This is a genomic window from Cognatishimia sp. F0-27 (assembly GCF_020667845.1).
GTDB lineage: Bacteria > Pseudomonadota > Alphaproteobacteria > Rhodobacterales > Rhodobacteraceae > JAFMPQ01.
The window spans coordinates 105016-128003 of sequence record NZ_JAFMPQ010000009.1 but is presented as its reverse complement, the minus strand read 5'-3'; the positions used below and the strand labels follow the sequence as shown (position 1 = coordinate 128003).

Below are 22988 nucleotides of genomic sequence, written 5' to 3'. Positions count from 1 at the left end.
CCCGGCTCCCGGCTCCCGGCTCCCGGCTCCCGGCTCCCGGCTCCCGGCTCCCGGCTCCCGGCTCCCGGCTCCCGGCTCCCGGCTCCCGGCTCCCGAACGCGACACCATCTGTCGCTTCTATGCAAGTGCCTGGGCGGGAACTCTTTCCAAATACGCTCAAAGACCGCGACCCGCTGGGCGCCTCAGGAATCGGAAAGGTCCAACTCATGACGCAACACACCCGCGTGTGCGTGATCGGCGGCGGCGTTGTCGGCGCCTCCGTTCTGTATCATCTGACAAAGCTCGGCTGGTCCGACGTGCTGCTCGTCGAGCGCTCCGAACTCACGTCGGGCAGCACCTGGCACGCGGCGGGCGGGTTTCACACACTCAACGGCGACACCAACATGGCCGCGCTGCAAGGCTATACGATCCGGCTCTACCGCGAACTCGAAGCGCTCACGGGCCTGTCTTGCGGGCTGCACCATGTGGGCGGCATCACGCTGGCCGACAACGCGGACCGTTTCGACATGCTGCTCGCAGAGCGCGCCAAGCATCGCTACATGGGCCTGGAGACCGAGATCGTCACGCCGGACGAGATCCGCCAACTTGCCCCCATCGTGAACACCGACGGCATCCTCGGCGCGCTCTATGATCCGCTCGACGGCCATCTCGACCCGTCCGGCACCACCCACGCCTATGCCAAGGCCGCGCGCATGGGCGGCGCCACGATCCAGACCCATACGATGGTGACCGCCACCACCCAACGCCCCGACGGCAGCTGGGACATCGAGACCGACAAGGGGCCAATCCACGCCGAACACATCGTCAATGCGGGTGGGCTCTGGGCGCGCGAAGTGGGCGCGATGGCCGGCCTGTCCCTGCCCCTGCACCCGATGGAGCACCAGTATATCGTCACCGACGAGATCGCGGAAATCTACGAGAGAGATACCGAACACCCCCATGTGATGGATCCGGCGGGCGAAAGCTACCTGCGTCAGGAAGGACGCGGGCTCTGCATCGGGTTCTACGAACAACCCTGCCGCCCATGGGCCGTCGACGGCACGCCCTGGAGTTTTGGTCACGAACTCTTGCCGGATGATTTCGACAAGATCGAGGACAGCATCGCCTTTGCCTATCGCCGCTTCCCCGTGCTCGAGCGCGCCGGCGTCAAATCGGTGATCCACGGCCCCTTCACATTTGCCCCCGACGGCAACCCGCTGGTTGGACCGATCCCGGGTTTGCGCAACTATTGGTCCGCTTGTGGTGTGATGGCCGGGTTCAGCCAAGGCGGCGGCGTGGGGCTGATGCTCGCGCAATGGATGACCACGGGCGAGACGGAGCGCGACCCGGCTGCGATGGACGTCGCCCGCTACGGCGATTGGGCGACGCCCGGCTACACGCTGCCCAAGGTCATCGAGAACTACCAGACGCGGTTCTCCGTGGCCTACCCCAACGAGGAACTGCCCGCCGCGCGCCCGCATCGCACCACGCCGATGTATGATATCTTCGCCGGGCTCGGCGCGGTCTTTGGTCAGCAATACGGGCTGGAAGTGCCAAATTACTTTGCGACCGGCGATGAGCCGACCTACGAAACCCCGTCCTTTCGCCGCTCCGATGCCTTTGCCGCAACCGCCCGGGAAGTGGCCGCCGTGCGCGACGGCGTCGGCATCAACGAGGTGCACAATTTCGGGAAATACCGGGTGACAGGCCCTGGCGCGCGCGACTGGCTCGACCGGATCATGGCCGGGCGCATTCCCTTGCCCGGACGGCTCGCGCTGAACCCGATGCTGGCGCCGTCGGGGCGGATCATGGGGGATTTCACTGTTTCCTGTCTCGACGAGACCACCTTCCACCTCACCGCAAGCTATGGCGCGCAAGCCATGCACATGCGCTGGTTCGACAGCTTTGCCGAGCCCGGTATTCGGGTAGAGAATATCTCCGATCGCCTGACCGGGTTCCAGATTGCCGGGCCCCGTGCCCGGGAAGTGCTCGCGGCGGCGACCCGCGAGACGGTCACCGACATGCGTTTCATGGATGTGCGCCGTGTGATCGTCGGCATGACGGACTGCGTCGTGCAACGGGTGAGCTATACCGGCGATCTGGGCTTCGAGATTTTCTGTGATCCTATGGGACAGCGCCAACTCTGGCAGGCGCTGATGGAGGCCGGTGCAGGTCACGGACTGACCCCGTTTGGCATGCGCGCGATGATGTCACTCCGGCTGGACAAGGGGTTCGGATCCTGGGGCAGCGAGTATTCGCCCGATTATACCGCCGCAGAAACCGGGCTCGATCGCTTCATTGCGTGGCAAAAGCCGACCGATTTCGTTGGCCGCAACGCAGCCGAGACCGAACGGCTCGCGCCACCGGCTCGCAGTCTTGCGGTTTTTGCGGTCGACTCACCGGATGCCGACGTGCATGGCTACGAGCCGGTCTGGATAGACGGTCGGGTGCAAGGGTTCTGCACGTCCGGCGGATACGCCCATCACAGCAAGACCTCCGTGGCGCTCGCCCTGATCCCCCGCTCTCTGGATCAAAGCGGGCTGGAGGTCGAGATCGAGATCCTCGGAGCGATGCGACGAGCGAGACGGCTGGATGGGCCGCTCTTCGATCCGAAAGGCACGCGCATGCGCGGATAGTCGGGCCTGCTCATCCACCCCGCCAAACGGGCTGGCCTCGCGAGGGCCTGCGCAGCTGCGCCCTTGCATCCGCGCGCGCTTTGCTACAATCTGAACAAGCGTTCAATTCGAAGTGTTCGGGAGGCCGCCCATGGATTTCGCCCTCAGTGAGGAACAAACCGCCATTTTCGATATGGCCCACGCCTTCGGGCAGGAGCATATCGCACCGCATGCCCGGCAATGGGAAGCGGATGGCACAATCCCCAAGGCACTCTGGCCGGAATTGGCCGCGCTTGGCTTCGGCGGGCTCTACGTGTCCGAGGAATCGGGCGGCTCGGGCTTGTCACGCCTGGACGCGACATTGGTCTTCGAGGCGCTCTCCATGGCTTGCCCTTCTGTGGCCGCCTTCCTGTCGATCCACAACATGTGTGCCAAGATGATCGACAGCTTCGGCTCTGACGCGCTCAAATCGGCGTGGCTGCCCCGGGTGCTGACAATGGAAACGGTGCTGAGCTATTGCCTGACCGAGCCCGGCTCCGGTTCCGACGCCGCCGCATTGAAAACCCGTGCACAAAAAACCAATGAAGGATACCGCCTCACCGGAACCAAGGCGTTCATCTCCGGTGGCGGCTATTCGGATGCTTATGTCGTGATGTGCCGCACTGGCGAGGACGGGCCGCGCGGTATCTCGACCGTGATCGTCGAGGACGGCGCGGACGGGCTGAGCTTTGGCGGGCTGGAAGACAAGATGGGCTGGCGTTCCCAGCCCACCGCTCAGGTGCAGTTCGACAATTGCCTGACCGCGCTGGAAAACCGCATCGGTGACGAGGGCGCTGGATTCAAATATGCGATGGCCGGGCTCGATGGCGGTCGCCTCAATATCGCGGCCTGCTCGCTCGGCGCCGCGCAATCCGGGCTCGACGCAACGTTGCGCTACATGGCGGAACGTCAGGCTTTCGGCAAATCCATCGACCAGTTCCAGGCGCTCCAGTTCCGCCTCGCCGATATGGAAATCGAGTTGCAGGCCGCCCGCACCTTCTTGCGGCAGGCCGCATGGAAACTCGACACCGGCGCACCGGATGCCACGAAATTCTGCGCCATGGCCAAGAAATTCGTGACCGAAGCCGGCTCCCGCGTGGTCGATCAATGCCTGCAACTGCATGGCGGCTATGGTTATCTCGCCGACTATGGCATCGAGAAGCTGGTCCGCGACCTGCGCGTGCACCAGATCCTCGAAGGCACAAACGAGATCATGCGCCTGATCGTCGCGCGCCAGATGCTGGCCCGCTGACCAGCGCGCGCCACGCGGCCAGTTAAGGTGACGCGAAACCGGTGACACCGCCTGAAAGGCATCAAGACCAACGACCGACGCCAAACGGCCCCGTCGCGTGCTTCTTTGGGCCTCAAATATCCCGGGGAGCGGGAGGGGCTGGCCCCTCGCCCCCGCAACGAAAAGACAGCGCCATGACAGCACACACAGACATCGACATCCGCATCGAGGGCAAGGCAGGCCGCATCACGCTCACGCGGCCCAAAGCGCTCAATGCGCTCACCTACGAGATGTGCCGCGCCATTGATCGCGCGCTGAAATCCTGGGCCGGGGATCCCACTGTGGCGCTTGTGATCATCGATGCCGCGGGGGACAAGGCGTTTTGCGCCGGCGGAGACATCGCCGAGATGTACGCCACGGGCAAAGCGGGCGATTTCGACTACGGCCGCCGATTCTGGCGCGACGAATACCGCATGAACGCCCGGCTTGCCGAATACCCGAAACCCGTCCTCGCGTTCATGCAGGGCTTCACCATGGGCGGCGGGGTCGGTCTGGCCGGCCATGTGTCCCACCGCATCGTGGGCGACAGCTCCAAGGTCTCCATGCCCGAATGCACCATCGGCTTTGTGCCCGACGTCGGCGGGAGCTTCCTTCTCGCGCGGGCGCCGGGTCGCCTCGGCGAGTATCTCGGGCTGACAGCGGCGCGGATGCTGGGCGCAGACGCGATCCACGCGGGATTTGCCGATCATTTCATCCCGGAATCCCAGTGGCCCGGGCTGATCGGCCAATTGTGCGACAGCGGTTCGCCGGATGGTGTGCTGCAAGCGGCAAAGACCCCTCCCGCCTCGGAACTGGCCGATCTCCAGCCCCGGATCGACGCGCTGTTCTCGGCACAGGATCTGACCTCGCTGCGCAACGCGCTGGCCGCAGATGACAGCGCCTTTGCCCGCGACGTCGAAACGGCCCTCGCCCGCGCAGCCCCCCTCTCCGCGGCCACCACGATCGAAATGATCCAGCGGCTGCGCGGCCCGTCACTGACGATCCGCCGCGCCCTCGAACTTGAATATCGCGTCGCGCACAGGATCATGGAACAAGGGGACTTTCTCGAAGGGATCCGCGCCGCCATCATCGACAAGGACCGCGATCCAAAATGGCGTTTTGCAGACAGCGCGGTGCCTGCCGTGGCGGTTTCCGCGCTTCTTCGGCCGCTTGGTCGTGACACACTGGATTTCAGGGAGGACAGCATGCAGATCGCCTTTATCGGACTGGGCAACATGGGCGCGCCCATGGCGGCCAATCTCGCCGCCGCCGGACATGATGTGACGGGGTTCGACACCGCCGGGACATCCGCCGACGGGGTCACCATGGCCGCAAGCGCCAAGGAAGCGGTGAAGGACGCGGATGTGGTGATCACCATGCTGCCCAATGGCGGCATTTTGCGCGCCGTCGCCGACGACATTATCCCTGCCATGGCCGCGGGCGCGGTGCTTCTGGATTGCTCGACCGTGGATGTGGCGTCAGCCCGCGCGGTGGCCGATCAGGCCGCGCAGGCCGGGCTCGGTGCGCTGGATGCGCCGGTGTCGGGCGGCATAGGCGGCGCACAGGCCGGCACGCTGACCTTCATGGTCGGCGGGTCACCGGACGCGTTTGAAAAGGCCCGCCCGCTCTTTGACATCATGGGACAGAAAGCGGTCCATTGCGGCCCCTCCGGCAATGGCCAGGCCGCCAAGATCTGCAACAACATGATCCTCGGCGCGACCATGATCGTCACCTGCGAAGCGTTCAGCCTCGCGGACAAGCTGGGCCTGTCGCGGGAAGCTATGTTTGACGTGGTGTCCACCTCTTCCGGCTATTCCTGGTCGATGAACGCCTATTGCCCGGCGCCCGGTGTCGGACCCACTTCACCCGCGGACAACGGCTACACGCCCGGATTCGCGGCCGATCTGATGCTGAAGGACCTCCGTCTTGCACAGCAGGCAGCGGAGTCGGTGGATGCGGATACCCCGATCGGCGAGGCCGCAACCGAGCTGTACCGTCGCTTTGTCGAAGAAGAAGACGGCGCCGGTCGCGATTTCTCCGCCATGCTGCCCCGGTTCGAAACCCGCGGACGGTCCTGACGTCAGTGACTTGACCGGTCTTGACGTGTCACCCCTTGGACCATCTTGACGTGGATCATGGTCAAAAGGCGAGAACGGGGTAAGGTCTTGCAGATGGTATCTCCCAGGAGGGTTGAGAAATGCTCAAGAAAAATGTCGGAACAATCGACCGCGCGCTGCGCATCATCATCGGACTTGCGCTTCTGGCCGGGTTCTTCCTGAACGCAGACGCAGCCTATCGCTGGCTGTATCTGCTTGGGGTCGTGCCGCTGGCCACCGGCTTGATCGGATCCTGCCCGCCCTATGCCCTGCTCGGCATCAACACCTGCAAGACCAAAAGCTGATACCGGCAGAAAGGCGGCTCGGGCGTTGGCGGCATCCCGCCAACACCGCAGGGTGCGCTATTCCGCGGCAACTTTCTTCGGGGCGAGCATCGGTTTGAGATAGCGGCCGGTATGCGAGGCCGCCACGTCGGCCACCGTTTCCGGCGTGCCGCATGCCACGATCTCCCCGCCGCCATCGCCGCCTTCCGGACCGATATCGATGATCCAGTCGGCGGTTTTCACGACGTCGAGATTGTGCTCGATCACGACAACGGTGTTGCCCTGATCCACAAGTTCGTGCAGCACCTCGAGAAGCTTGCGGACGTCCTCGAAATGCAGGCCCGTCGTCGGCTCGTCCAGAATATAGAGCGTCCGGCCGGTCGAGCGTTTCGCCAATTCCTTGGACAGCTTGACGCGCTGCGCTTCCCCGCCCGACAGGGTCGTGGCCTGCTGTCCGACCCGGATATAGCCCAGCCCCACGCGACACAGCGCGTCCATCTTTTCGCGGATCGACGGCACCGCCTTGAAAAACTCCTGCGCATCTTCAACTGTCATGTCAAGAACGTCGGCTATGCTCTTGCCTTTGAAGAGAATTTCCAGAGTCTCGCGATTGTAGCGCGCGCCCTTGCAGGTTTCGCAGGTGACATAGACATCAGGCAGGAAATGCATCTCGATCTTGATGACCCCGTCACCCTGACAGGCCTCGCAGCGTCCGCCCTTGACGTTGAAGGAAAACCGGCCGGGCTTGTACCCGCGCGCCTTGGCTTCGGGCAGACCCGCGAACCAGTCCCGGATCGGCGTGAACGCCCCGGTATAGGTTGCCGGGTTTGACCGCGGTGTCCGACCGATCGGACGCTGATCAATGTCGATCACCTTGTCGAGATGCTCCAGCCCCTTGATGGTTTCGCAGGGAGCCGGGGTCTGGCGGGCGCCGTTCAGGGTCATGGATGCCGTCTTGAACAAGGTCTCGATGGTCAAGGTGGACTTGCCGCCCCCGGATACACCCGTCACGCAAACGAACTTGCCGAGAGGAAACTCGGCCGTGACCGCCTTGAGGTTGTTGCCCGTGGCCTTCACCACCTTGATTTTCTTGCGGTTTCCCTTGCGGCGCACCGCGGGAACCGGCACTTCCCGCGTGCCGGTCAGGTATTGGCCGGTTAGGCTGTTCGGGTCTGCGGCAACCGCGTCGGGGGTGCCATGCGCGACCACGCGCCCGCCATGCACACCCGCGCCCGGCCCGATATCAAAGACGTAATCTGCCTCGCGGATCGCCTCTTCATCATGTTCCACCACGATGACCGTATTGCCCTGATCGCGGAGGTTCTTCAGCGTATCCAGAAGCCGCGTGTTGTCGCGCTGATGCAGACCGATGCTCGGTTCATCGAGCACATAAAGCACGCCGGTGAGGCCGGACCCGATCTGGCTTGCCAACCGGATCCGCTGGCTCTCGCCGCCGCTGAGAGTCCCGGCATTGCGGCTCAGCGTCAGGTAATCCAGCCCAACATTGTTCAGGAAACCAAGGCGTTCGCGGATTTCCTTGAGAATGGCTCCCGCGATCTCGTTTTTCTGGTTGGTCAGGGACGCAGGCACCGTCTCGCACCAGTTGAAGGCATCGCGGATCGACATCTGCACCACCTGGCCCACATGCAGCCCTGCGATCTTCACCGCCAAAGCCTCGGCCCGCAGACGGTAGCCGTCACAGGTGCCACAGGGCCGGTTGTTCTGATAGCGCTCGAATTCTTCGCGGATCCAGTTGCTGTCCGTCTCGCGGTAGCGGCGCTCCATGTTGGGGATCACCCCCTCAAAGGCACGTGTCACCTGGTAGACCCGCCCGCCTTCGTCGTACCGGAATGGGATCTCCTCATCGCCGGAACCATACAGGAACACCTGCTTGACATGCGCCGGCAGGTCCTTCCACCGCGCCTTCTTGTCAAACTCGTAGTGTTTCGCAATGGCTTCGATGGTTTGAAGGAAATACGGCGATTTTCCCTTGCGCCAGGGCGCCAGCGCCCCGTCGGAGATCTTCAAGGTCTGATCCGGCACCACGAGCCGCTCGTCAAAGAACAGCTCGACCCCGAGCCCGTCACAATCCGGACAGGCCCCGAAAGGTGCGTTGAATGAGAACAGCCGTGGCTCGATCTCGGGGATCGTGAAACCGCTCACCGGACAGGCGAAGTTCTCGGAGAAGGTGAAGCGCTCCGGGTCGCCGTCCTTGACGGCGGTTTCGAGGATGGCAATCCCGTCCGCAAGATCGAGCGCGGTGCGGAAACTGTCCGCCAACCGAGTCTCAAGCCCTTCGCGCACCACGATCCTGTCGACCACCACATCGATATCGTGGCGGAACTTCTTGTCCAGCGTCGGCGGCTCATCAAGCTCGTAGAACTCTCCATCCACCTTGACCCGTTGAAAGCCCTGCTTGCGCAGTTCAAGGAATTCCTTGCGGTATTCCCCCTTTCGGTCACGCACGATGGGCGCCAGAAGATAGGCGCGCGTCCCTTCTTCCATGGTCATGACCCGGTCCACCATGTCCTGGACCTGCTGCGCCTCGATGGGCAGGCCCGTTGCCGGGCTGTAGGGCGTGCCAACCCGCGCAAACAGCAGGCGCATGTAGTCATAGATCTCGGTCACCGTGCCGACCGTCGAGCGCGGGTTCTTGGAGGTGGTTTTCTGCTCGATGGAAATCGCGGGCGACAGACCCGTGATGTGGTCCACATCAGGCTTTTCCATCATGTCGAGAAACTGCCGCGCATAGGCAGACAGGCTTTCCACATACCGACGCTGCCCCTCGGCATAGATCGTGTCGAAGGCCAGCGACGACTTGCCCGACCCGGACAGGCCGGTGATCACGACAAGCTGGTCGCGCGGTATATCGACATCAATGCTTTTGAGGTTGTGCTCGCGCGCGCCGCGCACCTCGATCTGCTTTAGCTCTGGCATGGCCACTCCCAGGGACAGCGTAAACCAAACATTTAGGCGAAACCCGGCGTTTCGCCAATCCAAAAATGAGAACGAAAAAGGAACGCGAGCGCCGATATGACAATCCCGCGTGAGGGCACGCCGCAAACCAGCCAAAACGAACGGAAAACCTTGCGCAGAGGATTGCTCCCCCGATCGGCGACAACACGCTTCGCGCGCGCCCGTGGCTGCGTCTCGCCCGTGCCCTGACCCGTGCAACTTGCCGGAGCGTCGATTCTGTCGCGGGATTCACAGGGTTTCCGGTGATTTCCGGGTGACGGCATTCCGCCTATCACCCTCGCGTGGAGCGCGATCCGTTTGTGCTCTCCCCTTTCCCAAGGTGGGGCTGCGCGGAGTGACTGCCCGTAAGGTTCAGCGACCGGACAAGCCCGGCGTCATGCGCTCCGACCGCCTCCATGGCCAGCATACACGGCGCGACCAGAGCGACGCCGATGACGCCAGTGCACGATGCCGGATCTGCTGCGCGCATCACGAGTCCGTCCTCGGGCGGTCTCACGCGCGGACGCGGCCGACCCGCCCCGGACGCACACACGCGCCCGGCAAGGCTCAGCGATAGAGCAGCGACGTGCCCTTGTGAAACAGGTGGACCTTGTCCGGCGACGCCGTCAGTCTGACCGTCTTTCCGCGCATCTCCCGGTGGATCCCCGGCAGCTTGCCAATCATCGACGGTTCGCCATCCGCTGCGACCTCGAAATACAGCAATGTCACCTCGCCAAGCGCCTCGGTGATGTTCACCGTGCCCTCGTAGATGTAATCAGCGCCACTGGCCGCTTCGACAAAATCCTCCGGGCGCACCCCGACATTGACCTTGATCCCCATGTCGCCCGGCTGCGTCGGGTAGTCCGACAGGGCCACTCCGCCGCCATCGAGCTTGATCGTGGTGCGCTCCCCCACACCGGTCACCTCCCCCGGCATCAGGTTCATGGCCGGCGAGCCGATGAACTGGGCCACAAACTCCGAGTTGGGCCGCTCATAAAGCTCCAGCGGCGAGCCCACTTGCGCAATCCCCTTGTTGGCCAGAACCACGATCCGGGTGGCCAGCGTCATCGCCTCGACCTGATCATGTGTCACATAGATCATCGTGCGATCCGGCATCTGCTCCTTGAGCTGGGCAATCTCGATCCGGGTGGCGACACGCAAGGCCGCGTCGAGGTTCGACAGCGGCTCGTCGAACAGGTAGACCTTCGGATCGCGCACCAGCGACCGGCCGATCGCCACACGCTGACGCTGCCCGCCCGAAAGCGCCTTCGGCAGGCGGTCGAGATACTCGCCAAGCTGCAACGACTTGGCCGCACGCTCGACCGCTTCGTCGATTTCGGCCTGGCTCTTCTTGGCCAGCCGCAGCGCAAAGCTCATGTTCTCCCGCACCGTCATATGCGGATAAAGCGCATAGGACTGGAACACCATCGCAATGCCGCGTTCTGACGGCGGCACGTCATTGACCACCGTGCCGTCGATCTCGAGCGTGCCGCCGGTGATCTTTTCGAGCCCTGCAATCATCCGCAGCAGCGTGGACTTGCCACAGCCCGACGGCCCCACAAAGACGATCAGTTCCCCCTGCTCGATATCGAGGTTGATATTCTTCAGAACATCGACCGTGCCGCCGTAGGTCTTGGCCACATCGGTCAGCTTGATATTCGCCATAGTCTGGTCCCTCCCCCGGACGCCTGTTCTTTGTCTTGCCGATTATTCCGGTGCGATCCGGACCGCGAGGGCCGGTTGCCACGGTCCGAGATGCAGCTTGCCATCCGGTTGTGCCGCGGCCGAGCCCAGCTCGAGCCCGATCTGGAACCAAGCGCCCTCCGGCATGTCCATCACCGCCGGGTCTCCCGACAGGTTGAACGCACAAAAGACCGTTTCGCGATCCTGTGTGCGGGTGAAATGCACGATCGACCCGTCATTCCGCACCCCGCCATGCGCCCCCTTGGTCAGCGCCTTATGCGCCCTGCGGAACGAAATGGCCTTGCGGTAATGATGCAGGATCGCGCTCGGATCCTTTTCCTGAACATCCACCGCGCGATGCAGATGCTCCCCCGAGACGGGCAACCACGGCACCCCCGTGGAGAAGCCACCATTGACCATTTCGCTGTCCCAGACCATCGGCGTGCGACATCCGTCACGGCCCTTGTATTCCGGCCAGAACTCGATGCCATACGGGTCTTGCAGGTCTTCCAAAGCCAGTTCCGCCTCCGGCAGACCAAGCTCCTCGCCCTGATAGATACACACGGACCCGCGCAGGCACATCATCAGTGTCGTCAGCGTCCGCAGGGCGGCTGGCGTCAGATCCCAGCGCGAGCCATGCCGCGGCACGTCATGGTTGGAAAACGCCCAGCAGGCCCAGCCATCGGGCGCCTTTTCATCCACGTCGCCAAGCACCTTGGCGATACGGGCCGCATCCGGATAGGTGCCGGACAGAAGCTCGAAGCTGTAGCACATGTGCACCCGGTTATCGCCCTGGGTGTATTCGCCCATGATCTCGAGCCCGCGCTGCGCATCGCCGACCTCGCCCACCGCAGCGGCGGCCGGGTATTCATCAAGCACCGCGCGGAACCGCTCAAGAAATTCGAGGTTCTCCGGCTGGTTCTTGGAATAGATGTGCTCCTGGTGGTTATAGGGGTTCACGCGCGGCGCGATACTGTCATCGCGAAGCTCGGGCGGCAGCGGCGGGTTCGAGCGCAGCTCCTTGTCGTGAATGTAGAAATTGATCGTGTCGAGCCGGAAGCCGTCCACCCCGCGATCGAGCCAGAACCGCACCACATCGAGCAGCGCGTCCTGCACTTGCGGGCAGTGGAAGTTCAGATCGGGCTGTGACGTCAGGAAATTGTGCAGGTAGTATTGCTCACGACGGCTGTCCCACTGCCAGGCCGATCCACCAAAGATCGAAAGCCAGTTGTTCGGTGGCGTGCCATCGGGCTTGGGGTCGGACCACACATACCAATCCGCCTTGGGGTTGTCGCGGCTGGAGCGGCTTTCCACAAACCACGGGTGCTGGTCGGAGGTGTGGGACAGAACGAGGTCGATCATGATCCGCACGCCATGCCCATGCGCCTGTGTCACCAGCGCGTCGAAATCGGCAAGGCTGCCGAACATCGGATCGACATCGCAGTAATCGCTCACGTCATATCCGAAATCCTTCATCGGCGAGGTGAAGAACGGCGATATCCAGATCGCATCCACCCCGAGCGATGCGATATGCGGCAAGCGGTTGGCGATGCCGAGAAGGTCGCCGATCCCGTCGCCATTGCTGTCCTGGTAGCTGCGGGGATAAATCTGGTAGATCACGGCCCCACGCCACCAATCCTTGTCGGCTGTCATTTGGGCGGCCATGTCGATTTCTGCCTTAACATTCATGTCTTGGTCTCATTGAACGGCACCACCCCCCGGGCCATCCGCCCGCAGGGTGGCATCGGTTTACTTTACCGACCCGGCCAGCAGGCCGCGGACGAGGTATTTCTGCATCGCGAAGAACACGACGAGCGGCACCGAGATAGAGACGAAGGCCGCCGTTGCGAGGATCTCCCAGTTGCCGCCGCGCGTGCCGAGAAGCTCCACGATCTGGTTGGTCATCACCGTTGTCTGCCCGGTGGCGTCGATCAGGAACACCTTGGCCACCAGCAGGTCGTTCCACGTCCAAAGGAACTGGAAGATCGCAAAGCTGGCCAGCGCCGGGAACGAAAGCGGCAGGATGATCTTGGTAAAGATCTGGAAATCGGTTGCGCCATCGACGCGCGCGTTCTCGATGATGTCGCGCGGCAATCCGACCATATAATTGCGCAAGAGATAGATCGCGAGCGGCAACCCGAAGCCGGTATGCGCCAGCCACGTCCCGAGATAGCCTTTTCCGATCCCGATCCCCAGATGCAGTTTCAGAAGCGGAATGAGCGCAAGTTGCAACGGCACCACGAGCAGGCCAACGACAAAGGCGATGAGCAGCGCCCGCCCCGGAAAATCCATCCAGGCCAGCGCATAGGCGGCAAAGGCCGCGATCACGATGGGAATGATCGTAGCGGGGATGGTGACGGTCAGCGTGTTGAAAAACGCCTTGGCCATGCTGTCGGTGCTGTCTCCTGAGAGCAGCACCTGCTCGTAGTTCGCCAGGGTGAAATCCGGTGGCACGGCCGCGGTCAGAAAGATCCTGTCACCCCGTCTGCCTTCGAAAGCCGTTTCGCTGGTCTGGCGGAAATCGCCATTGGCCTCGACTGTCATCAGGGACCCGTTGCGCATCTCAGCCGTATCGCCGGGTTCGAACGCCCCGAGCTCGCGCGCCGATATCCCCCAGTTGGCCACGGTGGCTTCCGGCACACCTTCGAGCGCAAAGAGGTTGCCCTCGATCACGAAGAGGTCGCCTTCCTGCACGGCGGTATCCGGCGCGCCGGCGCGCAGCGTGAGGTTCTGCTCCGAGGAGGTCAGCGAGGACCACCAGCCCGAACTTGCGATCTGGTCGGCGGTGCGGAAGGACGACACAAACAGACCAAGTGTCGGAAAGAGCCACGCCGCCACAAGAAACACGACCGAGATATGGACCGCCCATGTGAGGGAGGATTTGCTGCCTGCGATGTTATCCATCGGCCTTGTCTCCCGTTTGGATGGCGATAGGGGCGTCGGGCGAGAATGCTGTCATCATGATCCGGGTCATCCGCGCATCTCCGCTCTGGCGTTGCGCACGTTCCAGATCAGGATCGGCGTGACCAGCAGCATGATGATCATCGCCGAAGCCGATCCCACACCCCAATCGCGGGTCACGAAAAGCTGGTTATACATGTAATTGGCCAGAACCTGCGTGCCCCACTGGCCGTTGGTCATGGCAAACACGATGTCGAAGACCTTGAGCACAACCAGCGTGATCGTGGTCCAGACGACGACGATGGTGCCCATGATCTGGGGCATCTTGATCTTGAAGAAGATCTGGAACGGGTTGGCGCCATCGACGATGGCCGCCTCGATGGTTTCTTCCGGGATGCCGCGCAAGGCGGCGGACAGGATCACCATGGCAAATCCCGTCTGAATCCAGACCAGCACGATCATCAGGAAGAAGTTGTTCCAGAAGGGCACGGTCAGAAGCTGCACCGGGTCGTTGCCCGTCAGCCCAACATAGATCGCGTTGACAACGCCAATCTGGCTCGCATCCGGGGGGCGCGCGTCATAGATCAGCTTCCAGATCACGGCAGCACCCACAAAGGAAATCGCCATCGGCATGAAGATCAGCGACTTGGCGATGTTGCCCCATTTGATGCGGTCGGTGAGCTGCGCTGCCAAAAGACCGAAGGCGGTGGACAAGGCAGGCACCACGATGAGCCACATCATGTTGTTGAACATCGCTTCCCAGAATTTCGGGTCATCCGCCATCTGGGCGTAGTTCGCCAGCCCCACGAATTGATAGATGGTCGACCCGTCCGATTGGGTCACGCGCTCTGTCAGGGAGAGCCGGATCGTCTCGATCACCGGATAGGCGAGGTAGAGCGACAGCGCGAACAGGGCCGGGAAAAGAAAGAGCCACGGCCGGATCTGGTTGGCGCGGTTGATGTTGCGCCCGGCATTGGGCCCCCTTGCGGGAAAGAGCACTTTGTCGAGAAACTGGTTCGACAACCAGAAATAGGCAAGACAGCCACCCACTCCGATGACAATGGTCACAAGACCTGCGAACGCTGGATGCATTCTATTCCCTCCCCCCGGTTTGGCGGTGATACAGATGTCTATTGAAGGTCTTCTGTATTCAGACGCTCCCCGGGTCGTTGCCCGGAGAGCATCTTGGCTTTGGAACCGTCGCGCGTGATTACTTCAGCGCGTCCCAGCTTTCCTGGATGCTGGTGGCCACGGCCTCGGCATCCGCACCGCCGGTGTAGTCAACCATGCCGGTCCAGAAAGACCCCGCGCCCACGCCGCCGGGCATCAGGTCGGAGCCGTCAAACCGGAACGTGGTCGCACCCAGAAGGATGTCGTTCATCTTACGGGCCGCATCGGAGGAGAACTTGGAGGTGTCCACGCCCTTGTGCGGCGTCAGGAAGCCACCGGCCTCCATCCACATCTCGTGCGCCACGGGTGACTGGATGAACTCGATCAGCTCATGCGCTGCCTCGTTCTCGTTGGTGATCGCCCAGAGCGTGCCCGCACCCAGGACCGGCGCGCCAAGGTCCTGGCCCTCATAGGCCGGGAAGTAGAAGAAATCCGCATCGAGGCCGATTTCCGTGCCTTCGGGGAAGAACGCCGGGATGAACGATGCCTGCTTGTGCATCAAGCACTGTGCGGGCGTGTCGAAAAGCCCCTTTGGGCTGTCGCGGAAATCGGTCGTTGCGACCGCACCGGCACCACCGGCCACGTAATCGTCGTTGCGGGCGAAATACCCGAATTCCTCGATCGCGTTGATGATGGCGGGGTCATTGAACGGGCGCTCGTTGCTCACCCACTCGTCATAGACCGCCGGCGGCTGCGTGCGCAGCATCATGTCCTCGACCCAGTCTGTCGCAGGCCAGCCGGTCGCCGCCCCCGATCCCAGACCGATGCACCAAGGCGTCTCGCCATCGGCAACCATCTGGTCGGTCAGCGCCTTGAGCTCTTCCATGGTTTCGGGGATCTCATAACCGAAATCCTCGAAGTTCTCGGGCACATACCAGACCAGCGATTTCACATCGACGCGGAAGAACATGCCGTAAAGATCTTCTTCGCCATCCGGGCCGGCATAGGTCGCAAGATCCACCCAGGACTGACCGGCGGCGTAGTTCTCGCGGATCCAGTCGGCCGTGCCGTCACGCAGCGGCGTCAGGAAACCGCGTGCGGCCATGTCGGAGGCCAGACCCGGCTGCGGGAACACGGCGATGTTGGGCGCGGAGCCCGCTTCGGCATCCACGACAATCTGTTGTTCGAAACTGTCGGAGCCGACATAGCTCACATCGTGGCCGGACTGCTCTGCAAACACGGCCAGGATGCGCTCGACCGTGGCTTGCTCTTCTCCGAGCCAGGTGCCGAAGACGGTCAGCTGCTCTGCGTTTGCTGCCTGACCGGCGAGCGCCGCGACGGTCGCCGCACCAAGGATGTACGTTCTCTTCATAGGGGTGATCCTCCCGATCATGTGAATGTCTTGCGTGTTTCCGCATGCGCTATTTCAAAGCGCTTTGAACGGCGCGACATTTTCTGATGTCGCTAACACTGTCAATGAGTCGGACGGGTTTTGCCAATGAAAATTTATGCTGCGGCGCGGCATGTTGCGGGATTTGCGCGCCCTCTTTTCGACGCTTGCAAAAGATGTAACCCTGACACGATCCCGCGCCCTGTCCGATGAGTGATCCCGCCTGATGAACCTGAAGGAACTGTCCCACCATCTCAACCTCAGCCAGACCACCGTCAGCCGCGCGCTCAACGGCTACCCGGAGGTCAGCGAGGCCACCCGCAAACGTGTGCAGGAAGCCGCGCATGCGCTGCACTACAGCCCGAACGCGCGAGCAAAAGGGCTTGCGACGGGCCGCGCTCAGGCCATCGGGCATGTCCTGCCGGTCAAGACGCGGCTCGAAATGGTCAACCCCATCTTTGGCGATTTCATCGCCGGCGCCTCGGAGACCTATGCCGCTGCAGGCTACGAGATGTTGCTGAGCCTCGTCGAAGAAGGCTCGGAAGAGGCGCTTTACCGGTCGCTGCATGCCCGTGGCAGCGTTGACGGGATCTTGCTGCATGCGCCCAAGATGACCGACACCCGCATCCCGATTCTGCAGGATCTCGGCATGCCTTTTGTGGTCCATGGGCGGGCCTCGGATGTGACCACCCCCTATTGCTGGCTCGACACCGACAACCTGCGCGCCTTTCGGCGGGCCACGGAATACCTGCAATCGCTGGGCCACCGCCGGATCGCGCTGGTCAACGGCATCGAGACGCAGGATTTTGCCCACCGTCGGCGTGAAGGCTATCTCGCCGCGTTGCGCGCCGCCGGCGAGCGCCCGGACCCGGCGCTCATGCGCTCGGCGGAGATGACCGAGAGCTACGGCTTCGAGGCCGCCTCCGACATGCTCGACGCGGCCAACCCTCCGACGGCGATTCTCGTGGCGTCGCTCATCAGCGCGCTGGGTGTGCGGCGCGCGATCGAGGCGCGCGGCCTCACCATGGGGCGCGATGTGTCGGTGATCACCCATGACGACGATCTGAGCTACCTGCAAAACGGCACGGAGACACCGATCTTTACCGCAACACGCTCGTCCGTGCGCGAGGCGGGCAAGCGCGCCGCCGAGATGCTCCTGACGCTGATCCGCTGCCCCGACAGCGCGCCGATGACCGAACTCATCCCGGCCGAACTCGTGATCGGCGCGTCCACCGGTCCGGCCCCGCGGTGAGCTTTCCGCGCCGCGCCGCTTGAACCCGAACCCCCGATCGGCTTATCCAGTGTTAGCCCTAACGGCGTCCGGGTTTGATTCTGCTGCGACCGCGCAGCGCCGCGCTTTTCGGTTCGCACCCTGTCGCCTTCCCGACCGCAAGACACGCCTGCCCTCTTCTGACCCTGCCTGAAAAGGACCCCGGCCATGAAACATGTGCGCTCCGACTTCCCCAAAGGCTTCCAGTTTGGCGTTGCCACGTCCAGCTACCAGATCGAGGGCCACGCCTTCGGCGGCGCGGGCCGCACCCATTGGGATGATTTCGCGGCCACGCCCGGCAACGTGGTGCGCGCCGAAAACGGCGACCGCGCCTGCGATCACTACCACCGCTACGCCGAAGACCTCGACCTGATCGCCGCAGCGGGCTTCGACTGTTACCGCTTCTCCACGAGCTGGGCGCGGGTGATGCCCGATGGCGTGACGGTGAACCCCGACGGTCTCGATTTCTACGACCGGCTGACCGATGCGATGCTGGAACGCGGGCTGAAACCCTGCGCCACGCTCTACCATTGGGAAATGCCCTCGGCGCTGGCGGACAAGGGCGGCTGGCGCAACCGCGATGTTGCCGAGTGGTTTGCGGATTTCACCACGACGATCATGGGCCGCATCGGCGACCGGATGCATTCCGTCGCGCCGATCAACGAGCCGTGGTGCGTCGCCTTTTTGAGCCATTTCATGGGCCACCACGCGCCGGGGCTGCGCGATGTGCGGGCCACCGCGCGGGCCATGCATCATGTGCTGCTGGCGCATGGCCGCGCCATTCAGGCGATGCGCGCGCTCGGCATGGACAACCTCGGCGGCGTGTTCAACATGGAATGGGCCAGCCCCTCCGATGACAGCGACGCCGCCCGCGCCGCCGCCGCTCGCTATGACGGGCTCTACAACCACTGGTACATGTCAGGGGTGTTCAAGAAATCCTACCCGCAGATCGTGCTCGACGGCATCGAAGCGCATCTGCCCGACCGCTGGGACGAGGATTTCGACGTGATCGGAAGCCCCGTGGACTGGTGCGGCATCAATTATTACACCCGCAAGGTCATTGCGCCGGTGCCCGGGCCATGGCCGGGCCTCGAAGAGGTCGAGGGCCCGCTGCCCAAGACCTTCATGGATTGGGAAATCTTCCCGCAGGGGCTCTACAATTTCCTGACCCGCACCGCCAAGGAATACACCGGCAGCCTGCCGCTCTTCATCACCGAGAACGGCATGGCCGCGCCCGATCCGCTCCAGGACGGCGCGGTGCCGGATGCGGATCGCATCGCCTATATCGAGGCGCATATGGACATGGTGCTCCGGGCCATTGCCGAAGGCGTGCCGGTCAAGGGCTACTTCCTGTGGTCGCTGCTCGACAATTACGAATGGGCGCTCGGCTACGAGAAGCGCTTTGGCCTGGTGCATGTGGATTTTGACACGCTTGAACGCACGCCCAAAGCGTCTTACCACGCGCTCAAAGATGCCCTTACGTCCGGATCGGAAACCTGAGTCATGTCCCAAGAGACCACCCGTGCCCGGCCCCTCGCGGAACGCAGCCTTGCCGTGGTGGCCGATGTGGGCGGCACCAACACGCGCGTCGCCCTGAGCCGCGGCACCGCGGTCGAGCCCGGCTCGATCAAGCGCTACCGCAATGCGGACAATGCCTCGCTCGAAGCGGTTCTGTCGCGCTATCTCGATGAGGTCGATGCCCGGCCCGAAGCCGCCTGCGTGGCCATCGCCGGACCCGTGCGCGACGGGGTGGGACGGTTGACCAACCTTGACTGGGAGATGTCGCGCGACAGCATCGGCGCGGCTACCGGTGCTGCGACCGTGGCCATCCTCAACGATTTGCAGGCACAAGGACACGCCCTGCCCTTTGCATCCGCTGACAGTTTCGAAGAGATCCTGCCCGGCACGCACGGCGGCACCCAGGGCGGCGCCCATGCGGCCAAGCTGGTCATCGGCGTGGGCACCGGGCTGAACGCCGCGCTCGTTTACAGGCTTGGCGACCGGACGCTGGTGCCGCCGGCAGAGGCGGGCCATGTGTCCCTGCCCGTGCAATCCGAAGAAGAATTGCGATTGCTCGCCTGGCTGGCCCGCAAACATGGCACACCCGGTGTCGAAGAGGTGCTGTCCGGGCGCGGTTTTGCCAATCTGCACGCCTGGATCTGTCTCGAAGACGGGTCTGGCACGCCGCTCGCACCGGATGCCCTGATGCAGGCCTTTCACGCGGGCGATCCACAGGCCGCGCGCGCCGTCGCGCTTTTCGTGCGCCTGCTGGGCCGCTATGCCGGCAATCTGGCGCTGATTGCCCTGCCCTTCGGCGGGATCTATTTCTGCGGCGGCGTCGCGCGGCATTTCGGCCCCATGCTCTGCGCGCAGGGCTTTGCCGAAGCGTTTCGCGACAAGGGACGCTTCGGCCCGTTCATGGAGCAATTTGCGGTCAGCCTCGTGACGGATGATTACGCTGCGTTGTCGGGCTGCGCGGCCCATCTGGCGGAGCTGGAAACAGCGCAAGACGCGTGAGCGACCCGCTGCGCGAGGCGCTTGGCGCGGGCTGGCGCAACGCGCTCACCAAACCGGCCGGGTGGGCCAAGTTTGGCATGGACCACGGGGCGGTCCAGCGCGGCGGCTGGCCTCGCGGCCCCATGTTTCTCGGCTCCCCAAGCGGCAAAACCATGCACCGCAGCCCCGAGACGCATGGGCAACGGGTTCATCCCCCTGTGTGCCTGCCAGCGCCGCGGCGCGGCAGGATCTGTGGCCGTCGCGATAGCCATTGCGGCCCGGTCGGTCTTGCGGCCTCCCCAAACCCGGCCAGATGCGGTGCAAACCATCGCGCATCCCCCCGCCCGGACTCCCGTGCCCTCTTCGGCCCGGACACCGGGCCGCCTCGGCATTTCCCGGCTCCCTGTGACCCCGGCCACCTAGCCGTGCAGGCGCGCCAACGCGGGAGGCTCTGATGCAGACGCTGCGCGCCATCGGCCTGATGGTCTTTGCCATGGCCGTGCTGGCGGTCGGCGACATGTTCGTCAAACTCGCAAGCCGGCATATGCCCCTTGGACAGATCCTGCTCATGCTCGGCGTGGGGGGCTGGCTCATCTTCGTCGCGGTCTCGCGTCTGCGCGGCGCAGCCATCTACCGCCCGGAACTCTGGCATCCCATGGTGATGCTGCGCAACGCGCTCGAAGTGGTCGGGGCGATCGGCATGGTCATCGGTCTGGCCATGATCCCGCTTTCGATCATGGCCGCCATCCTGCAAAGCGCTCCGCTCATCGTGACGCTGGGCGCGGCTGTGGTGTTGCGCGAAAAGGTCGGTCCGCGCCGCTGGGCCGCCGTGATCGCCGGGCTGATCGGGATGCTCATGGTGATCCGGCCGTTCGGCGCCAGCTTTACCGGATGGGAGCTCTTCGCGGTCATGGGCGTGACCGGTCTTGCCGCGCGCGACGTGGTCACCCGGCTTGCCCCCGCCACCGTGCCCTCGCTCTTCCTGTCGCTCTGGGGCGTGTTGTCCATCGCAATCCCCGGAGGCTTCATGCTGCTGATCTCCGGCACGCCAATGGTTACGCACGCCGCCGCACTCTGGCCCATCCTCGGGGCCATCGTGCTGACGCCCATCGGCTACCTTTCCGTCACGGCGGCCATGCGCATGGCTCCGGCTTCCAGCGTTGCACCGTTTCGCTATTCGCGGCTCGTTTTCAACACGGGCCTCGGCATAGCGGTGTTTGGCGAGAACCTCGATCTGTGGACAATCCTCGGAGCGGGCCTCATCCTCGGATCGGGGCTGTATGTCTTTGCCCGCGAGGCCCAGATCGCCCGGGCCTCTGCGCGCGGATAGGCGCCGGGCATGTGCGGGACGCGCATAACGGCGCAAGGCCGGACCGCTGATCCCCGCAGCCCAGGGGCCAAGACAGGCGCATGCGCTCCTTCGTAAAACCTGCGGCGGCACGATCTGTCCAAGATGCATGATAGAAACACTCGTTAGCGCTACCAGTCACAGTTTACTTATCCGACCACCCTCGCTATTGAGCAGCCAACACGGAACAATCCGACATGAAGGGACCAGATACATGAGCACCATCATCGACATCCACGCCCGCGAAATCCTCGACAGCCGCGGCAATCCAACGGTCGAAGTGGACGTAACGCTCGAAGACGGCACCATGGGCCGCGCCGCCGTGCCGTCTGGCGCCTCTACCGGCGCCTATGAAGCCGTGGAACGCCGGGATGGCGACAAGACCCGTTACATGGGCAAGGGCGTGCTCGACGCCGTGGCCGCCGTCAACGGCGAGATTGCAGAAGCCCTGCTGGGCGCGGATGCGCTCGACCAGGTCGGGCTCGACATGAGCATGATCGAACTCGACGGGACCGACAACAAGGGTCGGCTTGGCGCCAACGCCATCCTTGGTGTCTCTCTCGCCACGGCGAAAGCGGCGGCCGACTTCACGGGCCAACCGCTGTTCCGCTATGTTGGTGGCACCTCTGCGCGTGTTTTGCCTGTTCCCATGATGAACATCATCAATGGGGGCGAACATGCGGACAACCCGATCGATATTCAGGAATTCATGATCATGCCGGTCGCGGCAGCGAATATCCGCGAAGCGGTCCGCATGGGCTCGGAAGTCTTTCACACCCTGAAGAAAGAACTGTCCTCCGCTGGCATGTCCACGGGCCTCGGCGACGAGGGTGGCTTCGCACCCGAGCTTGGCTCGACACGGGATGCGCTCGACTTCATTCTCAAGAGCATCGAAAAAGCCGGCTACACGCCCGGCGACGACATCTGCCTCGCGCTCGACTGCGCCGCGACCGAATATTTCAAGGACGGCAAATACGAGATGAAGGGTGAAGGCGCCTCGCTCAGTTCTGCGGAAAACGTCGACTACCTCGCGGCGCTTTGTGCAGACTATCCGATCATCTCCATCGAGGACGGCTGTGACGAGGACGACTGGGATGGTTGGAAACTTCTGACCGAACGACTCGGCGACAAGGTTCAACTGGTGGGTGACGACCTCTTCGTGACCAATCCTGCACGGCTCGCCATGGGGATCGAGAAAGGGTGCGCAAACTCCATGCTCGTCAAGGTCAACCAGATCGGGTCACTCACCGAAACGCTCAAGGCCGTCGATATGGCTCACCGGGCACGCATGACCAATGTCATGTCGCACCGGTCTGGCGAGACCGAAGATGCGACCATCGCCGATCTTGCTGTCGCCACCAATTGTGGCCAGATCAAAACCGGTTCGCTGGCACGATCGGACCGGTTGGCAAAATACAACCAACTGATCCGGATTGAGGAGATGTTGGGAGAGACAGCGCAATATGCCGGCCGGTCGATCCTGCGCTGACTGTCAGGACGGATTGGGGGCGCTGCCCCCGTCGCGGCAAGCCGCGCCTCCCCCGGGATATTT

Annotated in this window: 15 protein-coding genes and 1 pseudogene; 10 read left to right on the top strand and 6 right to left on the bottom strand. The window is 63.4% G+C overall.

The window, feature by feature from the left end:
• The first annotated feature begins 206 nt into the window (after nt 1-206).
• From J1C49_RS07170 to J1C49_RS07155, 5 genes and pseudogenes are all read left to right on the top strand, one after another.
• Nucleotides 207-2615, top strand: a complete 2409-nt coding sequence (locus tag J1C49_RS07170) for an FAD-dependent oxidoreductase (RefSeq protein ID WP_227445124.1) — start codon at nt 207-209, stop codon at nt 2613-2615.
• Between the two features lie 130 nt (nt 2616-2745).
• Entirely contained in the window at nt 2746-3885 is a 1140-nt protein-coding gene (locus J1C49_RS07165; RefSeq protein WP_227445123.1) for an acyl-CoA dehydrogenase family protein, read from the top strand.
• A 173-nt stretch (nt 3886-4058) separates the two neighbouring features.
• Nucleotides 4059-5027, top strand: a pseudogene (locus J1C49_RS21940) (enoyl-CoA hydratase/isomerase family protein); the annotation flags it as partial.
• Nucleotides 5028-5108: 81 nt separating this feature from the next.
• A complete protein-coding gene (gene mmsB, locus J1C49_RS21935; protein WP_370639380.1) occupies nt 5109-5981 on the top strand; it encodes a 3-hydroxyisobutyrate dehydrogenase in 873 nt (290 codons plus the stop codon).
• Nucleotides 5982-6100: 119 nt separating this feature from the next.
• The gene (locus tag J1C49_RS07155; RefSeq protein WP_227445121.1) at nt 6101-6304 is read left to right on the top strand and encodes a DUF2892 domain-containing protein; all 204 of its coding nucleotides are present in this window, start codon (nt 6101-6103) and stop codon (nt 6302-6304) included.
• A gap of 57 nt (nt 6305-6361) precedes the next feature.
• On the opposite strand, the gene uvrA is transcribed toward J1C49_RS07155, so the two are convergent.
• The 6 genes from uvrA to J1C49_RS07125 all read right to left on the bottom strand — a co-directional run bounded on the left by uvrA (nt 6362) and on the right by J1C49_RS07125 (nt 16304).
• Nucleotides 6362-9220, bottom strand: a complete 2859-nt coding sequence (uvrA, locus tag J1C49_RS07150; protein ID WP_227445120.1) for an excinuclease ABC subunit UvrA — start codon at nt 9218-9220, stop codon at nt 6362-6364.
• A 585-nt stretch (nt 9221-9805) separates the two neighbouring features.
• Nucleotides 9806-10903: an ABC transporter ATP-binding protein gene (locus J1C49_RS07145; protein ID WP_227445119.1), complete on the bottom strand. Its 1098-nt coding sequence runs from the start codon at nt 10901-10903 to the stop codon at nt 9806-9808.
• 42 nt (nt 10904-10945) lie between these two features.
• The gene (locus J1C49_RS07140; protein ID WP_227445118.1) at nt 10946-12610 is read right to left on the bottom strand and encodes an alpha-amylase family glycosyl hydrolase; all 1665 of its coding nucleotides are present in this window, start codon (nt 12608-12610) and stop codon (nt 10946-10948) included.
• Nucleotides 12611-12670: 60 nt separating this feature from the next.
• Nucleotides 12671-13825 carry a carbohydrate ABC transporter permease gene (locus J1C49_RS07135; RefSeq protein ID WP_227445117.1) on the bottom strand — a complete coding sequence of 385 codons (1155 nt, stop codon included), beginning with the start codon at nt 13823-13825 and terminating at the stop codon, nt 12671-12673.
• Nucleotides 13826-13891: 66 nt separating this feature from the next.
• Nucleotides 13892-14914, bottom strand: coding sequence for a carbohydrate ABC transporter permease (locus J1C49_RS07130; protein WP_227445116.1), 1023 nt, complete (start codon nt 14912-14914; stop codon nt 13892-13894).
• Nucleotides 14915-15032: 118 nt separating this feature from the next.
• Nucleotides 15033-16304 (bottom strand): ABC transporter substrate-binding protein, encoded by a 1272-nt coding sequence (locus J1C49_RS07125; protein WP_227445115.1) that lies wholly within the window; start codon nt 16302-16304, stop codon nt 15033-15035.
• Between the two features lie 244 nt (nt 16305-16548).
• Between J1C49_RS07125 and J1C49_RS07120 the strand changes: the two genes are divergently transcribed.
• The 5 genes from J1C49_RS07120 to eno all read left to right on the top strand — a co-directional run bounded on the left by J1C49_RS07120 (nt 16549) and on the right by eno (nt 22925).
• Complete coding sequence (locus tag J1C49_RS07120) at nt 16549-17574, top strand: LacI family DNA-binding transcriptional regulator (protein ID WP_227445114.1); 1026 nt, start codon at nt 16549-16551, stop codon at nt 17572-17574.
• Between the two features lie 186 nt (nt 17575-17760).
• Nucleotides 17761-19092, top strand: a complete 1332-nt coding sequence (locus J1C49_RS07115) for a GH1 family beta-glucosidase (protein ID WP_227445113.1) — start codon at nt 17761-17763, stop codon at nt 19090-19092.
• A gap of 3 nt (nt 19093-19095) precedes the next feature.
• Entirely contained in the window at nt 19096-20109 is a 1014-nt protein-coding gene (locus J1C49_RS07110; RefSeq protein WP_227445112.1) for a glucokinase, read from the top strand.
• A 433-nt stretch (nt 20110-20542) separates the two neighbouring features.
• A complete protein-coding gene (locus J1C49_RS07105) occupies nt 20543-21418 on the top strand; it encodes a DMT family transporter (protein WP_227445111.1) in 876 nt (291 codons plus the stop codon).
• 232 nt (nt 21419-21650) lie between these two features.
• Nucleotides 21651-22925 (top strand): phosphopyruvate hydratase, encoded by a 1275-nt coding sequence (gene eno, locus J1C49_RS07100; RefSeq protein WP_227445110.1) that lies wholly within the window; start codon nt 21651-21653, stop codon nt 22923-22925.
• Nucleotides 22926-22988 lie beyond the last annotated feature (63 nt).

Bases quoted from the DNA above. Each gene is read 5' to 3' on its own strand.
- J1C49_RS07105 (WP_227445111.1), top strand. From the start codon at position 20,543: ATGCAGACGCTGCGCGCCATCGGCCTGATGGTCTTTGCCATGGCCGTG.
- J1C49_RS07125 (WP_227445115.1), bottom strand. From the start codon at position 16,304: ATGAAGAGAACGTACATCCTTGGTGCGGCGACCGTCGCGGCGCTCGCC.
- J1C49_RS07145 (WP_227445119.1), bottom strand. From the start codon at position 10,903: ATGGCGAATATCAAGCTGACCGATGTGGCCAAGACCTACGGCGGCACG.
- uvrA (WP_227445120.1), bottom strand. From the start codon at position 9,220: ATGCCAGAGCTAAAGCAGATCGAGGTGCGCGGCGCGCGCGAGCACAAC.
- J1C49_RS07155 (WP_227445121.1), top strand. From the start codon at position 6,101: ATGCTCAAGAAAAATGTCGGAACAATCGACCGCGCGCTGCGCATCATC.
- J1C49_RS07170 (WP_227445124.1), top strand. From the start codon at position 207: ATGACGCAACACACCCGCGTGTGCGTGATCGGCGGCGGCGTTGTCGGC.
- J1C49_RS07130 (WP_227445116.1), bottom strand. From the start codon at position 14,914: ATGCATCCAGCGTTCGCAGGTCTTGTGACCATTGTCATCGGAGTGGGT.
- J1C49_RS07110 (WP_227445112.1), top strand. From the start codon at position 19,096: ATGTCCCAAGAGACCACCCGTGCCCGGCCCCTCGCGGAACGCAGCCTT.
- eno (WP_227445110.1), top strand. From the start codon at position 21,651: ATGAGCACCATCATCGACATCCACGCCCGCGAAATCCTCGACAGCCGC.
- J1C49_RS07165 (WP_227445123.1), top strand. From the start codon at position 2,746: ATGGATTTCGCCCTCAGTGAGGAACAAACCGCCATTTTCGATATGGCC.
- J1C49_RS07120 (WP_227445114.1), top strand. From the start codon at position 16,549: ATGAACCTGAAGGAACTGTCCCACCATCTCAACCTCAGCCAGACCACC.
- J1C49_RS07115 (WP_227445113.1), top strand. From the start codon at position 17,761: ATGAAACATGTGCGCTCCGACTTCCCCAAAGGCTTCCAGTTTGGCGTT.
- J1C49_RS07140 (WP_227445118.1), bottom strand. From the start codon at position 12,610: ATGAATGTTAAGGCAGAAATCGACATGGCCGCCCAAATGACAGCCGAC.
- J1C49_RS07135 (WP_227445117.1), bottom strand. From the start codon at position 13,825: ATGGATAACATCGCAGGCAGCAAATCCTCCCTCACATGGGCGGTCCAT.
- mmsB (WP_370639380.1), top strand. From the start codon at position 5,109: ATGCAGATCGCCTTTATCGGACTGGGCAACATGGGCGCGCCCATGGCG.